At 58.2% G+C, this 14,606-nt stretch carries 13 protein-coding genes and 1 tRNA gene; 6 read left to right on the top strand and 8 right to left on the bottom strand.

Annotation, left to right across the window (positions count from 1 at the left end):
- The 5 genes from G410_RS0113900 to G410_RS0113880 all read left to right on the top strand — a co-directional run.
- Positions 1 to 264 (top strand): integrase core domain-containing protein (locus G410_RS0113900; RefSeq protein ID WP_022674275.1); only part of this gene is annotated, 264 nt, incomplete at its 5' end.
- A gap of 220 nt (positions 265 to 484) precedes the next feature.
- Positions 485 to 703, top strand: a complete 219-nt coding sequence (locus G410_RS0113895) for a hypothetical protein (RefSeq protein WP_022674274.1) — start codon at positions 485 to 487, stop codon at positions 701 to 703.
- A gap of 42 nt (positions 704 to 745) precedes the next feature.
- A complete protein-coding gene (locus G410_RS0113890) occupies positions 746 to 3,022 on the top strand; it encodes a sensor histidine kinase (RefSeq protein WP_022674273.1) in 2,277 nt (758 codons plus the stop codon).
- A complete protein-coding gene (locus tag G410_RS0113885; protein WP_022674272.1) occupies positions 3,019 to 4,116 on the top strand; it encodes a hypothetical protein in 1,098 nt (365 codons plus the stop codon). The genes G410_RS0113890 and G410_RS0113885 overlap by 4 nt, the downstream gene beginning before the upstream one ends.
- A gap of 11 nt (positions 4,117 to 4,127) precedes the next feature.
- Complete coding sequence (locus tag G410_RS0113880) at positions 4,128 to 4,820, top strand: hypothetical protein (protein WP_022674271.1); 693 nt, start codon at positions 4,128 to 4,130, stop codon at positions 4,818 to 4,820.
- On the opposite strand, the gene G410_RS0113875 is transcribed toward G410_RS0113880, so the two are convergent.
- Positions 4,801 to 6,543, bottom strand: a complete 1,743-nt coding sequence (locus G410_RS0113875; RefSeq protein ID WP_028971500.1) for an Eco57I restriction-modification methylase domain-containing protein — start codon at positions 6,541 to 6,543, stop codon at positions 4,801 to 4,803. The genes G410_RS0113880 and G410_RS0113875 overlap by 20 nt on opposite strands.
- Before the next feature lie 310 nt (positions 6,544 to 6,853).
- Positions 6,854 to 6,929: transfer RNA gene (locus tag G410_RS0113870), tRNA-Thr, on the bottom strand.
- Between the two features lie 159 nt (positions 6,930 to 7,088).
- Here G410_RS0113870 and G410_RS16930 point away from each other — a divergent pair.
- Positions 7,089 to 8,408, top strand: coding sequence for a PAS domain-containing protein (locus tag G410_RS16930; protein WP_022674269.1), 1,320 nt, complete (start codon positions 7,089 to 7,091; stop codon positions 8,406 to 8,408).
- A gap of 14 nt (positions 8,409 to 8,422) precedes the next feature.
- Here G410_RS16930 and G410_RS0113860 read toward each other — a convergent pair whose 3' ends face one another.
- Genes G410_RS0113860 through G410_RS0113835 form a run of 6 tightly spaced genes read right to left on the bottom strand, consistent with a single transcriptional unit; the run spans position 8,423 to position 14,568 of the window.
- Positions 8,423 to 10,219 carry an SLC13 family permease gene (locus G410_RS0113860; protein ID WP_022674268.1) on the bottom strand — a complete coding sequence of 599 codons (1,797 nt, stop codon included), beginning with the start codon at positions 10,217 to 10,219 and terminating at the stop codon, positions 8,423 to 8,425.
- Positions 10,220 to 10,254: 35 nt separating this feature from the next.
- Complete coding sequence (gene aroC, locus G410_RS0113855; protein ID WP_022674267.1) at positions 10,255 to 11,328, bottom strand: chorismate synthase; 1,074 nt, start codon at positions 11,326 to 11,328, stop codon at positions 10,255 to 10,257.
- A 16-nt stretch (positions 11,329 to 11,344) separates the two neighbouring features.
- Positions 11,345 to 11,860 carry a GNAT family N-acetyltransferase gene (locus G410_RS16925; protein ID WP_022674266.1) on the bottom strand — a complete coding sequence of 172 codons (516 nt, stop codon included), beginning with the start codon at positions 11,858 to 11,860 and terminating at the stop codon, positions 11,345 to 11,347.
- Entirely contained in the window at positions 11,857 to 12,663 is an 807-nt protein-coding gene (fabI, locus tag G410_RS0113845; protein WP_022674265.1) for an enoyl-ACP reductase FabI, read from the bottom strand. Before fabI ends, G410_RS16925 begins: the two co-directional genes overlap by 4 nt.
- Positions 12,660 to 13,634 (bottom strand): YihY/virulence factor BrkB family protein, encoded by a 975-nt coding sequence (locus tag G410_RS16920; protein ID WP_022674264.1) that lies wholly within the window; start codon positions 13,632 to 13,634, stop codon positions 12,660 to 12,662. The genes fabI and G410_RS16920 overlap by 4 nt, the downstream gene beginning before the upstream one ends.
- Positions 13,624 to 14,568, bottom strand: coding sequence for a DnaJ C-terminal domain-containing protein (locus G410_RS0113835; protein WP_022674263.1), 945 nt, complete (start codon positions 14,566 to 14,568; stop codon positions 13,624 to 13,626). The genes G410_RS16920 and G410_RS0113835 overlap by 11 nt, the downstream gene beginning before the upstream one ends.
- Positions 14,569 to 14,606: the final 38 nt, after the last annotated feature.

Genomic DNA, 14,606 nt, shown 5'->3' with positions numbered 1-14,606 from the left:
ACCCAAGGCAAGATCGAACGCTGGCACCAGACCCTGAAGAACCGCGTGCTATTGGAAAACTACTTCCTGCCCGGCGATCTCGAAAACCAGATCGAGGCCTTTGTGGAGCACTATAACCACCAGCGCTACCACGAAAGCCTCGACAATGTGACACCCGCCGATGCCTACTTCGGCAGGGCACCGACGATCATCAAAAGAAGAGAAAGGATCAAGCGACAGACCCTCGAATATCGGCGCTTGCAACACCGCAGGCTCGCCGCCTAAAACCAACCATCAGTCGAAGCCCACACTCCGCAAGACTACGCCGCGAGTTGTGCCAAATGTTCTGACGACGGACAGGCTTATGGGCCGACAGCGGTAGTCTGCTATTGGTCAAAAGGATTAGTAAGCCGTCGTTCAACGATCTCGACAATCTGCTGCGATGATGCTCACTTGGTAGGTAAGCAAAGTCTATCGTCTTAGTGCTCAAACTGAAGGAATCCGCATGGCTGAGATTCAAGGAACCGTCTTCCTCGTTCACGACACTTGGTATCTACGCTACTCGGGTGGCGGCGGTTCGATGATCCTAATCAGCGGCAGCGCAGAACTTTTAGATCAGCTGATTGACAACAAAGTCGCGACGCTGGAAGGCCATCTTTCGAGAGACCAAAACGGTTGCCTACAAGGGGTTAGCGCAAGTGCGCTCAAAACAATCAATAAATAGCTTCGGAGAACCTGTTGGTAAAGGTCGTAGCAGGTTGATTCTGTGACCCAAGCTGACCCGAAAACTGCGATTTCCGAGGAGCTTGAAAAGGATTCTCCCGACTGGCAGCTGATTGAAAGATTGAGTCGATCCATCGTCGACGACGACCCCAGGACGGTTCGGTTCACCGTGGATGCTGGGCATATTCAACGGTTAGGGGTCGAACTTGTCGGCAAGCAGGGAACTGCGGTCTCCGAGCTTATCAAGAATGCATATGACGCGGATGCCACCCAAGTCGAGCTGAACTTTAGCGGCCAAGGCCGGAAGGGCGGCATGCTAGTCATTTCCGACAACGGCGTCGGAATGACCGATCAGGTCATCCGCAGCAGTTGGATGCGTATTTCGACGACCGACAAGGCCGATAATCCCGTTTCACCACTTTATGGGCGACCGCGCGCTGGCAAGAAGGGCATCGGTCGGTTTGCGGTTCAGCGGCTTGGAAAGCGGTTAGAGTTGGAGACCAAACCGCGAGGTAGTGAGTGGGGATACCGTGTCTCGTTCGAATGGGACGAGTCTTTCGCCGCTGGGAGGGATCTAAGTGATGTCTTCAATGCGATTGATAAGTTCGAGAAAGATCCTGAGGATCAAGGAACGACGCTGAAAATTATCGGGCTACGCGATGCTTGGTCAGAGTCCGCGATAAAGAAGATATGGCGTTCGGTCATGTTGCTGCAGCCACCTTTTCCATTAGCAAAGCCGTCGACGAAGCAGAGTAGCAAGCGGCGCAGCGATCCCGGCTTTTCTGTTACGATTGATAATGTGAGCCAAGCTAACCACGCCAAAAGCTTTTCGATAGAAGACACCTTCCTGTCGCTAGCCGTGGTGGAGATCGCCGCATCGATTGATGATGAGGGTGTCGCTAAGGCACATCTAAAGTCCAAAAAACTAGACATTGATGAGACGTTTGCGCTCGAAGACAGATTTAAGCTCGTTGGTCCTACAACTTTTTCGACGCGATATTTCATCTATGCCACCCAATATCTCGGCGGAATGTCGCAGGCCGATGCAGCGAGAATGGGCCGCGAGTATGGCGGCATTCGTATCTATCGCAATGGCTTCCGCGTATTACCCTATGGAGAGGCCAATGATGATTGGCTGCGATTTGATGCAGACTCAGCTCGTAGGGTTCTCTTGGTGCCAGCAGGCAACCAAAACTTTTTTGGGCAGGTCGACCTTGATGGTGACCGGAATCCGCTTCTGGAGGAGACAAGCAGCCGCGAGGGCTTGATTGAGAACGGAGCATTTTTTGAGCTGCGCGACTTCGTCCGTCAAATCATCGACTGGGCTACCAAGCGTGTGGCCGCTGCTCGATCAAGGAAGCAAACCGCGGGGCAAAGGAATTTCGTTCCGCAGCCCAAAAAGCCAAGTCAAATTATCGATGCGCTAGCCAAAAAATCGCAGGTCGGCGGCACTTCGAAGGGAGCGGAGGCTAAGGATAGCGCATCCGATGAAAATTCGTTTGAAGCAGCACGGGATGAGGCAAGAAGATATGAGGAAGCGGTTGAGCTTAGAGAAGCCGCGTCGCTCGAATACGAGCAGATGCTCCGCCTACTCGCCTCGCTAGGCTTATCGATTAGTGTTTTTGGCCATGAGGTAAAGGGCTCGCAGGATTCGATGCGCGCCCAACTCACCTTGCTTGAAAAGCGACTAACGAAGATCGAAAGTCCGCAGGCAAAGGATATCCTGCAAAAGAGTCACGACAACATCCGGAAGGCGGCGGAGCGGATTTTTGATATTGGCGGATATATCGCAGGCCTGATGTCCAGCACAGAAAGTCGTAAGTTGTCTACATTATCTGTTGTTGGGGCGGTTGACCGGTTTGAAGAACATTTCTCTGAATACCTTTCCAACCAGAGTGTCGAGTTGATGAAGAATATTCAGCCGCAAAACTTGCGCACTACAAAAATGCACGCGAGCGAATTTGACTCCGTCCTTCTCAATTTCCTCACTAACTCTATGAAGTCGATGAAAAGGGCCAAGGTAAGCCCGCGAAGGGTTAGGATCGATGCACGGCTTGAAGGAAAGTACGCGGTGCTTGGGTTCGAGGACAATGGTACCGGCATTGCAGACGATGATCGCGACCGTGCATTTGATGCGTTCTTCACTACCACGATCAATTCCGACGAGGATGGCGTCGCGGGACCGGGCACGGGGCTAGGTTTGAAAATCGTCAGCGATATCGCTGAGACCTATGGTGGGGAAGTCTCGTTCGTCGCCCCTTCCGATGGATATAAATGCAGGATTGAGTTTAAGCTCTTAGCCGATGAGGGCATTGTATGACCTACCGGGTGGTTTTTGTTGATGACTATATTGATGGAGGTTTCGACGAGCTCCTTCACGAAGAAGGTGTTTTGGACGCTGTGCCAGTGGAGCTTGCTGAGCTTGCCGTGCTTGCGACTGATATTTTTGGAGAGGAAACACATGCTATCGCGCTCGACTACCAACTCGATGAAAACCTTGGAGTTTTGAAGCCAGAACAGGGGTTTAAGGCAAGCTCCTTGGCGCAGAAGTTGCGAGATCAGGCCATTGAGCGCCCGGAACACGATGCTCCCATCGTGCTGTTTTCAGCGTTAGATAAGGTTCTGAATCTATTTTCTCCGGACAAAACTGCTCATGATCTGTTCGATCGTGTATATACCAAAGACACAATAAATAACGATGTCGAGGGGGTCAGAAGCGAAATTCTCGACCTCTGTTCCGCTTATGAGGCGCTGCGTCCGCAGAGCGGAGCATTCGATCTTAATTCGATCATGAATGCTGGTGAGCGGGATGCCGAAGCGCTGGATATTCAAGCCTTAAGGATCCAACTGAAGGATGCCAAAGCGCCCCATATTGCGGCAAGGGTCATTCTGAAGGAGGTCGTTCTGCAATCAGGATTGCTGCTCGATCAGGCCGACGTTTTTGCCCGACTGGGAGTCTCGGTCGATAATGAAACTGCCATCCTCTCGAAGCTGAATGAGGCCGAACTAGCATACCGAGGCCTGTTTTCCACCGCGTGGCCACGCTGGTGGGCGCATCGGCTGGATGAATGGATGAAAGACATCTTCGCGGCGCGCGCTACCGGCCTGAAAGCAGCGGATAGAGCGAAGCTCCTGAATGAAAGGTTCGGTCTTAATCTGGCTGCGGCGAAATCACCATGGACGGGTTCCGACGATGCCTTGATCGCGGTCAGCTGTGCTAGCTGTAGTCGCGGGACAGAGCAGGTACACTCAGTCGCCCTGTTTGTGCCCACCCTTCCGAAATATCTCAACCGACCCCGGATTTGCTGGGATTGCATCGCTACCGACAAGGTGGAAAGCAGCGATGGCAAGATGGTATTTGATGACAACGATCTCGATCTTGTCGCAGAAATCAAGCTTATGAAAAGGCCTTAAAGGGTTGCAAGATGTCTCTTAAGGCAAAATATGCTGGCCAAGCGTTACACTCCATTGCGACGACGCTGCTTTCGCACGATGTACTCGAGCAAGAGGGCTATAACGTATTGTCCCGGTTGGCAGGCAGCCTCAAGGGCGGAAGGAACAGTGTGGATTGGTCAACTGAAGTCGACCCAGGCGATCCGATCGTATTTAAAAAGGTTTCCGGTATTTGCGATGAGGAAGTCGTTCCAAAAATCGTTGCTAATATTGATGTCTGTCAATCGGATGAAACTGAAGAGCCGCCTTTCACACGTCTTGATATAGCGTTGACGTTTTGGAACACTAAAGGCATTCCGCTATCGCGCTGGCATATCGATCGCGCGAATCCTCAAGAGGATGGCTATCAGTCCGGTCCACTAATGCACATGCAATACGGCGGCCACGAACCTAATTTCAAAGACAAATTTACAAAGGTTAGCGTCCCGCGCTGGTGTCATCCCCCCATGGATATCGCGCTGCTTTGCGAAATCGTAGCCGCCAATATTTACGAAGAGAAATGGTTCGAATTTCGGAATGATCCGTCTTGGTGCCGGTCACTCTCTGAGTTCGAGCGCCTATGCTGGACCCGCTATTTCCGATCCAAGATGGCGCATATCGATGTTAGCTCGACGACCGCTCTCAACCGAATGTGGGCGAACAGCTCTATCGCTGGCGCTGCCTAGCCTTCCTGTCCGGCGTCCGGTTTTTTCGTACCCCCGAAATTTCGTCGTTCAATATCTCAGATACATGCCGCCAGTCTTCGAGCCCCGAGGCTGTATAGATGAGCTGGTCTGCGATTAGGGAGGCGTCAGCCAATTCACCCTTTCGCAGCCTGCGATCGATCTTGGCATAGGCAGAGAACACCACTTTTGCGGGCACGCTTGGAAGCAGCAGGGAAATCTTTTCGGCGTCTCGTGGCTCCAGCTTCAACACGCCCGAACCGTACCTCCGGCCCACGAGTTCGGCCGACATTTGAGCAAAGCTGGTCAACAGCGAAATGGCCGAAAGCTTGCGTTGATGCACCTTCAGTGAGCCATTGAAATAGACCCGATGCACAGTATTCGTGCAGGTTATCCCGTCTGGGTTCAGCGCCATCCGGGGCCCATGCTGACTCATGACGGTGAAAAACGCATCCGGTGTCTTTTGGTCATCCGGAGCCGACCAGATTGCGCGCTTCTTGAACGTACTGACGGTCGCTACTTTATCCTTGTCATAGCGATCAAGGTAACCAAGCAAGCGTTTGCTCTTAGGACCACTTTCGCTGTCTACAAGGAAACCTTTAAGCCCCTCGGCGACATTAGTTTCGTGATCATCTTCAAGGAAGCTCAGTCCCTTCGCGGCATTAAACTTCGTCAGAATCTTCCTGCAATCGCGTTCCTGCAAGCCTCCTTCAGCAAGCTGGGCTCTAGAGAGGGTAAAAAACGCATTATCACCGGTAACTAGCCCGATCTGTACTTTTGCGATCTCTCCAAAGCTATGGACGAATTTGTTCTGATGGAGCTCGGAGAGTTTTTGCTGGCATTCCTGAGTAAGGCACAGTTGCGCGGACGGCTGCCAACCGCAAACGCCCTGGGCCACTGCAGCATCCCATTCCGATATAATTTGATGCAATGAGGATACGGAATCAGCCCGAAAAAGCTGGACGTCCTGTGCGGAACCCTGCTGACCGAACCCATCGCACAAGAGAATGACGGTTTCTTCTTCAGCACCTTCAGAAAGGAATATCCGTTCGGCGAGAAGAAATGCGCCAACCCGATTGAAGTGCTCGGCAAGGTGCAAACGCAGCGTTTGGGCGTAGTCAGCTTGTAGGAAGGCACCTGGCAGGACCCAAGCCATGCACCCGCCCGTATCCAAAAAAGAAAGCGAATGAGCTAGAAAATATGCCCATAGGCTCGCTCGTCCGCCGATATGGTCGACGGGCCAAGTCTTGTTGGTGAAGACCCGGCGCTTTTCAGAATCTATCTCTTGAAACGACACATAGGGCGGGTTGCCGACGATCGCTGTGAAGCCAGTTGGCCAAAGCCTCGGCTTCTCCAATTCAAGAAAATCGCATTGGATAAAGCGATCCAGATCAACTGGCGTCCCGAGCACTTCGGCCAAAAAATTAAACGCCAAAGGATCGATATCGGCACCGTAAATCTGATCTTTAGGCGATTTGGAACCCATCTCTTCAAAACGTATGCGGGCAGATTCAAGGAAACCACAACCGCCAAAGCTGGGTTCGAGAAGAGTGTCATCGGGATTGCATACTGCCCAATCGACCAAGATTTGGCTAAGTCTTGCCGGTGTGTAGTACGCCCCGAGCTTGCGTCGATCGCTCAGGGCGCGATTTTGATGCGACTTCCTACTTACTGGCACTGCGCCCCTCCGGTCGAAGCCATATATTTGGAATTCCGCGTCATCCAAATTCCGTGTCTGTTTTGTATGTGTTTCGGCAACATTCGATCAGCATTCTTCCGAACTTGGATCTGGCTATTTTGGAACGTCGTTCTGCGTTCCATTTCTCTCAGCAGTAGCTCAAAAGATCGTTCTAGCATACAGCGGCGTTTGGGAAGCTAAGGTGAGCGATTCAAGGTCCGAAATTGGGGCGCAAAGCTGCCCTTAGCTGAACGCCTTTCAGTATGTACCTTTGGGCAGGACGACCCACTCTCTACCCACTGAGCACACTTCCAGAAGCGGCTAGACGCAGGTCCTATCGGACGGTGCTCTGGGAAGGTGGTGCCGCTTAGGTGACTCGAACACCTGACCCCATCATTACGAATGATGTGCTCTACCAGCTGAGCTAAAGCGGCTTACCGAGAGGCGCGCATAGCGGGGTGGGGGGCGGCTGGCAAGATGTTGCGCGGGGTAAGGCCGCGCAGCGATGTGTTTTTACGATGCCTTAACCACAGATGGTGCACATCGGTGTCACCTGTCCTGGCCGGGGTGGGCAAAGGTGAAGGCGAGTGGCGATGGACGATCTGCGCGGTTTTGACACATATGGCAGCCCATTTGGCGATGGCGGCGAGTATGTCAGCTATGATGACGAGCTTCATGATGAAGAGGATATCGGGCTGGATGCACCGCCCGCTATCGCAGGCGATGAACGCCGACTGCAGGTGCGTGCCTATAATTTCTGGACGGCGCTGCTTGGGGACCGCAACTTTCCGGACATCGAGGATCTGGAACCGGCCGATGTCCCCGATTTCGCGGACAATGCCGTACTGCTCGACTTTACCTCCGGCATCGAGAATCCGTCGATTCAGTATATCGGCGGCGCGATTCGCGAGGAATGCGGCATCGGCGGGGACATCACCTATCTGGACGAGGTGCCGCCGCGTTCATTGATGACGCGCATCACCGATCATTATCTGCAGATCATCGCCAACCGCGCACCGATCGGCTTCGAAGCCGAATTCGTGAACCAGCGCGGCGTGACGATCATGTATCGCGGCATATTGCTGCCTTTCTCGTCCGATGATGACAGCATCGATTTCATCTATGGTGTGATCAACTGGAAGGAAGCCACCAGCGACGCCGTCTCCGGTGAATTGCAGCTGGAGGTGGAAAACGCGCTGCGCACGGTCCGTCCACGGCCCGATCCGGTGCCGGTCTGGGCTGACGCACCAAGCCATATGGACGACGAGGAATCGGCTGCCGCTGGCATGGCAAACGCTGCTTTTGCGGTTGCCGACCTGGGGGCGGAGGCGTCGCTTGCCGACTGGGTTTGCGCTGCGCAAACCAAGGCGCAGGCAGCCGAACGTGCCGATCTGCGTAGTCGCTCATCGCTCTATGCGGCGATCGGCATGGCCTATGATGTGAGTTTGATCGCCGAGCAGAATCCGGGCGATTATGCCGCGCTTCTGAAAGACATGAATATGACGGCGCAGGCGCGCGCGCCGATGACGCCGATCGTCAAGCTGGTCTTTGGCGCGGATTATGACAAGACGCGCCTGACCGAATATGCCGCGGCGCTAGGCTATGCCAAGCGCGCCAAACTGGCGTGCGGCGAACTTGCCGCGGTGCTGGAAGGCTATGACGGCGGACTGAAGGCGCTGGTGCGCGATGAGCGCGCCGCGCGGCGCGCCGACAAGCCGGTCCGGAAAAAACCCGATCCGCGTGCCAAGCTGCGCGCTGCCGAGCCCAAAACGCTCGATCTCTTTGCCGGTAGCGCGGAAGAGTTCGTCCTGCTGGTTGCGCGGCGTCAGGTGGACGGAAGCATGGCGATCATCGGGAATGTGGACGGAGACGCTGCGCTGACCGAGAAGGCGCTGCGCAAGACCATTATCTGACAGCGTCTCGCCGCTCAGGCGAGCCAGTCGATCGCCAGGCAGGTGGCAATGCCGACACCGAGGGTGAGCGGGATACCCGCTTTGAAGAAGTCGGTGAATTTGTAGCCGCCGGCGGCATAGACCAGCGTGTTCGTCTGGTAACCGATCGGCGTTGCGAAGCTGGCCGATGCGGCAAACATCACGGCGATCACGAGCGGACGCGGGTCGACGCCCAGATCATTGGCAAGCTGGATCACGATGGGCGTGACGATGATCGCAACGGCATTGTTCGTCACCACTTCGGTGAGCAGGACGGAAAGGCCGTAGACTGCGAACACCAGGGCCCAGGGCGGCACATTGTTCAGGATCGGCGTCAGTTCATTGACGATGAGCTGGACGCTGCCGGCATTGTCGAGAGCCAGACCGACGGCCAGCATGGCGAAGATCAGCACCAGCACATTGCCGTCGAGCGAACTCCACGCCTCCTCCGCATCAATACAGCGCGTCAGCAGAATCACGCCGACGGCGATGATGGCCGCGATGCCGATGGACAGCACGTTGAACGCCGAGAGGGCGACCACTGCGGCCAGCGCGCCGATGGCGATAGGCGCGCGGTCCCGCCGGAATTCGCGTTCCTTGGTCTCGCCGACGCCGTAGAGATTGGGGTTGGTATACATGGCCTGGATGGCGTCGGCCTCGCCCGTCACAAGAATGCGATCGACGGCATGCACGCGGGCGCCCGGCAGATCGGGCCCTGGCACCTTGCGGAAACGCGAGATGCCGAGGATGCGGACCTTGAGGTCCGACAGGAACGGGATGTCGATGAGGCGCTGGCCGATGGCGGGATGCGTGGGCGCAATGGTCGCTTCGACCAGCGAGCGGGCGTTGGCGGGCACGTCCGAATCGCCCGCCGTGAGACCCACTTCGAACTCGGTGGACGATCGCAGCGAAAGCAGCTCGCCGATGGCGCAGCGCAGCACCAAGTGATCATTGGCGCGCAGAACCTCATCCTCGATGCCCGTGCGCTGGAAGCGACCCGCCCGTTTGATGGCGATGACCTTCACCTTGGATCGCCGCATCAGCGGCAGCTCGGACAGCTGCTTGCCGACATGCTCGCTGTCATGGCGCACGCGCAATTCGGTCAGGAAGCCGCTGGCCTCCTGGCCGAGCGAGGGGCTGGTTTCATCCTTGTCCGGCAGGAACCAGCGGCTGACGAACAGCAGCATCGTGCCGCCGACCACGCCTGCGATCAGACCATAAGGCGTGATCGAGAAGATGCCGAATCCGGCAAGGCCGTTATCGCGCGCCACCGAATCGACCAGCAGATTGGTCGATGTGCCGATCAGCGTGGTGGTGCCGCCCAGGATGCAGACATAGCTGAGCGGTATCAGCAGCCGCTTGGCGCTGGTGCCGAGCGCGGTGGCCAGCCGCATGATGATGGGGATCATCACCACCACCACGGGCGTGTTGTTCATGAAGGCGCTGGCGAAAAACACGCCGACCATCATCTCCAATATCGCGCGCTTCGGATGTTTCTTGGACCGCGCGATGATGATGCCGGCAATGGCATCCATGGTGCCCGTGCGCAGCAAGGCGCCGGAGAGAATGAACATGGCCGCGATGGTGATCGGCGCCTGGTTGGAGAACACCGAGAACAGTCCGTCGCCGTCCAATATACCCAGGAACAGGAACAGGCACGCGCCGAGGATCGCAACCACCGTGGCGGGAAAGCGCTCCATGACGAAGCCGACGAACATGCCGGCCAGAATGATCAGGCCGATAATGGCCTGATGTTCGGCAATGAGGGCGCGGAAGGCTTCAATCAGGAACATCGTGTGATGTGCCTAGCCGACAGTTTGGCAATTCCCTAGCCGCATTGCGCGCGATGGAGCAGGAATTGATCGGCCAGCACCAGGGCCATCATCGCTTCGACCACGGGAACGCCGCGGATGCCGACACATGGGTCATGGCGGCCCTTGGTCGAGATATCGGTCGCCTCTCCATCGCTGGTGATGGTGGGCACGGGCGTCAGGATCGAGCTGGTTGGCTTGAATGCCACGCGGCACGTGACCGGTTGCCCGGTGGCGATGCCGCCTGCCACGCCGCCCGCATGATTGGCCAGAAATTGCGGCCCCTCGCCATGCTCGCCGGGACGCATGGCGTCGGCATTCTGTTCGCCGGCCAGCCGGGCGGCGTCGAAGCCGTCGCCAATCTCTACACCCTTGACGGCGTTGATGCTCATCATCGCAGCGGCCAGCGAGGCGTCCAGCTTGGCATAGAGCGGCGCGCCCCAGCCGGCCGGCACACCGCGTGCCTCGCACCCGACGATCGCGCCGAGCGAACTGCCGGACTTGCGCGCGCCATCGACCAATGTTTCCCAGCGCGCGGCTGCTCGTACGTCGGGGCAGAAAAAGGGGTTCTGGCCGATCTGTGCGGCGTCGAAGGCCCCGGGGTCGATCCGGTCGCCGCCAATCTCGTCGGTCCAGGCGGTGAGTTCGACCTGTGGGATGATCAGCCGCGCGACCGCGCCTGCGGCCACGCGCATCGCGGTCTCGCGCGCGCTGGACCGCCCGCCGCCGCGATAATCGCGAAAGCCATATTTGGCATCATAGGCATAGTCGGCATGGCCGGGGCGATAGGCCTTGGCGACCTCCGAATAGTCCTTGGACCGCTGGTCCACATTTTCGATCATCAGGCTGATCGGCGTGCCGGTGGTCCTGCCGGCGAATACGCCGGACAGAATGCGCACCGCGTCCGGCTCGCGCCGCTGGGTGGTAAAGCGGGACGTGCCAGGACGGCGTGTATCCAGAAAAGGCTGGATATCGGCTTCGCTGATGGCGATGCCGGGCGGGCACCCATCCACCACGCAGCCGATGGCAGGGCCGTGGCTCTCACCCCAGGTGGTGACGCGCAGCAGATGGCCGAAGCTGTTGAAGCTCATGCGACGGGCCTGCCCATCAGCTATTTTCCAGCTGGTCGAACGCGGCGGGATAGGCCGCATCGGCTTCATATGGTGTGGGCAGGTTCGGCGCGAGCGGCAGTGCCATGAATTGCGGGCCACGATAGGGCGAGCGATAGCGCGCAGCGGCATCGGTGCTGAAACCGAAGCGGCTGTAATAATCCGGGTCGCCGACCACAAACAGCAGGGCAAAGCCGCTGGCACGCGCGTCTTCAATGATGCGTTCGATCAGCCGCGTGCCGATGCCTTCGCGCTGGCATTCGGGCAATACCGAAACGGGGGCCAGCGCGGCGGCGGCGACCGGGCGGCCGTCAGCACGCGCGTTCATGCGGCTGAGCAGGGCATGACCGACGATGAAGCCGTCCGCCTCGCACACCAGCGAATTGGCGATGTCACCGGATGCACGCAGCCGGTCGACCAATCGCATTTCGGCGTCCTGCGGAAAGGCGGCGCGCACCACCTCGCGGATCGCAGGAATATCCTGCGCGCTTTCGGGGCGTATGCGACTGGTCAATGGTCTAGCGCAATATCAGGGGCGTCTTCGGCCTTCATGCCGATAGTGTGATAGCCCGCGTCCACATGGTGCACCTCGCCGGTCACGCCGCTGGCCAGATCGCTCAGCAGATAGAGCCCGGCACCGCCGACATCCTCGATCGTCACATTGCGGCGCAGCGGGGCGTTCAGCTCGTTCCATTTCAGGATATAGCGGAAATCGCCGATGCCGCTGGCGGCCAGCGTCTTGATCGGCCCGGCGCTCACTGCGTTCACGCGGATATTTTCCGGCCCAAGATCCACGGCGAGATATTGCACGCTGGATTCCAGCGCCGCCTTGGCCACGCCCATGACATTGTAATGCGGGATCACCTTTTCCGCGCCATAATAGGTGAGGGTGAGGACCGAGCCGCCGTTCTTCATCATCGGGCGCGCGGCGCGGGTGACCGCGACCAGCGAATAGGCGCTGACGTTCATCGTCATCAAGAAATTGTCGAGGCTGGTGTCGACATATTTGCCGCGCAGCTCATTCTTGTCCGAGAAGCCGATGGCGTGGACAAGAAAGTCGATGCCATCCCAATGCTCGCCAAGCGTCCTGAAGCAGGCGTCGATGGAGTCCTGATCGGACGCATCGCAGGGGATGCACAGATCCGACCCCAGTTGCTCGGCCAAGGGGCGGACCCGCTTTTCCAGCGCATCGCCCAGATAACTGAAGGCCAGCTCGGCACCATGCTCGGCCAGCTTCTTCGAAATTCCCCAGGCGAGCGACTTTTCATTGGCGAGGCCCATAATTAGCCCGCGCTTGCCCTGCATCAATCCCGTCATGCGTTCGATTCTCCTTGGCCGTCCTCTACATCGCACAGACCTTCATTGGCCAGAGCCGCGTTGAGATGCGCGCCGGTAACCATGCCAAGGCCGATAAGATAGAAGAAGATGAGGGCGATGATCGCGCCGGCCAGACTGCCATAGGTCAGATCATAATTGCTGGCATTGCTGAGGAACAGCGGCAGCAGCATGGTGGAGGCCAGCCACCAGGCGCTCACCAGCACCGCGCCCGGCCATTTCGGGCACTGATCTCCACGGTACCGGCGCGGCGTGATCGCGCGAAACAGGATATACAGCGCGCCGAACAGCACCAGAAACGGAATGAAGCGCCCGAAGGAGAGAATGCGCGAGACATTCTGAGCCCAGGGCAGATAGCTGTAGACGAACTGTTCCGCGCCGGTGACCAGCACCTGCATGGAAAAGGCCAGCATCGCCAGAAGGACGGCGCCGATGATGATGGCGATCGAACGAAGCCGATATTGCCAGAAGGGGCGCTGCGCCTTGGTCCCATAGGCATCATGCAGGATCGCGCGGATCGTCTCGATCAGGCTGCCGGTGGTCCACAGGCCGACGACGGCGCTGAGCCACAACACCGGGCCGGACCTTGCGGTCATGGCGCTTTCCACCGGCGCCTTCAGCGCGTCGCCTACAGTGGGCGGCACCGTCTGCAGAAAACTCTGGATCAGATCGAAACCCAGCTCGGTACGACCAAAAACGCCCGCCACGGCCGCGGCGACGATGAAGAAAGCGAACACGGCGAGCAGCGCCAGATAGGCAAAATTGCCCGCTTGCGTGAACCCGTCGCTATACACGCCGACGGCGGTGCGCTTGATGATCTCGAAGGATTTCTGTCCGGGCCGCAGCCGCTCGAACCAGTGCGCCTCCGTCTCTTCGTTCCGCTCCCGCTTGCGGAGGCGGAAAGCCGTCTTGCGCCGGGCTTCCGGCGAGAGCGGGCTGTGGTCAGATACCAAGCGAATCTCTCACGCCGTCCGGCGCATTCCATCCCTCGACAAAGTCCTGCAGCGCCGCATCCTTTTCCGGAATTTCGATCATCAGCCGCACCAGCTGATCGCCGCGCGCGCCGCCCTTGGCGCTGAAGCCCCGGCCTTTCAGCCGCAGGGTCTTGCCGGAGCTGGACCCGGCAGGCACTGTCAGCATCACCGGTCCATCCACCGTCGGCACGCGCACCTTGGCACCCGTCACCGCTTCTTTCAGCGTAATCGGCAGGTCCAGGCGGATGGTGTCGCCGTCGCGTTCGTAAAAGGGGTGGCTGCCAATCTGCACCGTCACGATGCCGTCGCCGAACCCGCCGGGCCCCTGCTGGCCCTTGCCGGAGAGCCGTATCTGCTGGCCATCGACAAGGCCTGCGGGCAGTTTCAGATCGATCGTCTTGCCGTCGGCCAAGGTGATGCGCTGGTCTTCGCGGGTGGCGGCATCGGTGAAGCTCACCTGCATGCGATAGGCGATGTTTGCGCCCTTGGGTTTCGGCGCGCTGCGGCCAAAAGGGCTGGAGCGCTGCTGGCGCGGCCCGCCGCCGGCGCCAAACAGATCGCTGAACATATCGCTGAGATCGACTTCCTCGCCGCCGCCGGGAAAGCCGCCGAAGCCCCCGCGCTGTCCACCGCCGGGGCGGAAGCCGCCGCCCGGTGCCGCGCCGCCGCCATAGCCGAAGGGACCGCGCGGATTGCCGTCTTCGTCAATCTCGCCCCGGTCGAACGCCGCGCGCTTGTCCTTGTCCATCAGCAGATCATAGGCCTGCGTCACCTTGCCGAACCGGTCCGTAGCCGCCGGATTGTCCTTGTTGCGGTCCGGATGCAGCTCCTTGGCGAGCGTGCGATACGCGCTCTTGATCGTCTTATCGTCCGCATCCTGCGAGACGCCCAATGTGGAATAAGGGTTTGCCATGTCGCAGGAGTTAGGATGCGCGAGGGCCGGAGGCAACA

The organism is Novosphingopyxis baekryungensis DSM 16222 (assembly GCF_000420305.1).
Taxonomy (GTDB): Bacteria; Pseudomonadota; Alphaproteobacteria; order Sphingomonadales; family Sphingomonadaceae; genus Novosphingopyxis; species Novosphingopyxis baekryungensis.
Note: the sequence above shows the minus strand (reverse complement) of the source record. Positions and strands in the feature narration are given on the sequence as shown.

What these genes read in the sequence shown, in the direction of transcription:
- fabI (WP_022674265.1), bottom strand. Translation starts at nt 12,663, where the DNA reads ATGACGGGATTGATGCAGGGCAAGCGCGGGCTAATTATGGGCCTCGCC.
- G410_RS16930 (WP_022674269.1), top strand. Translation starts at nt 7,089, where the DNA reads ATGGACGATCTGCGCGGTTTTGACACATATGGCAGCCCATTTGGCGAT.
- G410_RS0113895 (WP_022674274.1), top strand. Translation starts at nt 485, where the DNA reads ATGGCTGAGATTCAAGGAACCGTCTTCCTCGTTCACGACACTTGGTAT.
- aroC (WP_022674267.1), bottom strand. Translation starts at nt 11,328, where the DNA reads ATGAGCTTCAACAGCTTCGGCCATCTGCTGCGCGTCACCACCTGGGGT.
- G410_RS0113835 (WP_022674263.1), bottom strand. Translation starts at nt 14,568, where the DNA reads ATGGCAAACCCTTATTCCACATTGGGCGTCTCGCAGGATGCGGACGAT.
- G410_RS0113880 (WP_022674271.1), top strand. Translation starts at nt 4,128, where the DNA reads ATGTCTCTTAAGGCAAAATATGCTGGCCAAGCGTTACACTCCATTGCG.
- G410_RS0113860 (WP_022674268.1), bottom strand. Translation starts at nt 10,219, where the DNA reads ATGTTCCTGATTGAAGCCTTCCGCGCCCTCATTGCCGAACATCAGGCC.
- G410_RS0113885 (WP_022674272.1), top strand. Translation starts at nt 3,019, where the DNA reads ATGACCTACCGGGTGGTTTTTGTTGATGACTATATTGATGGAGGTTTC.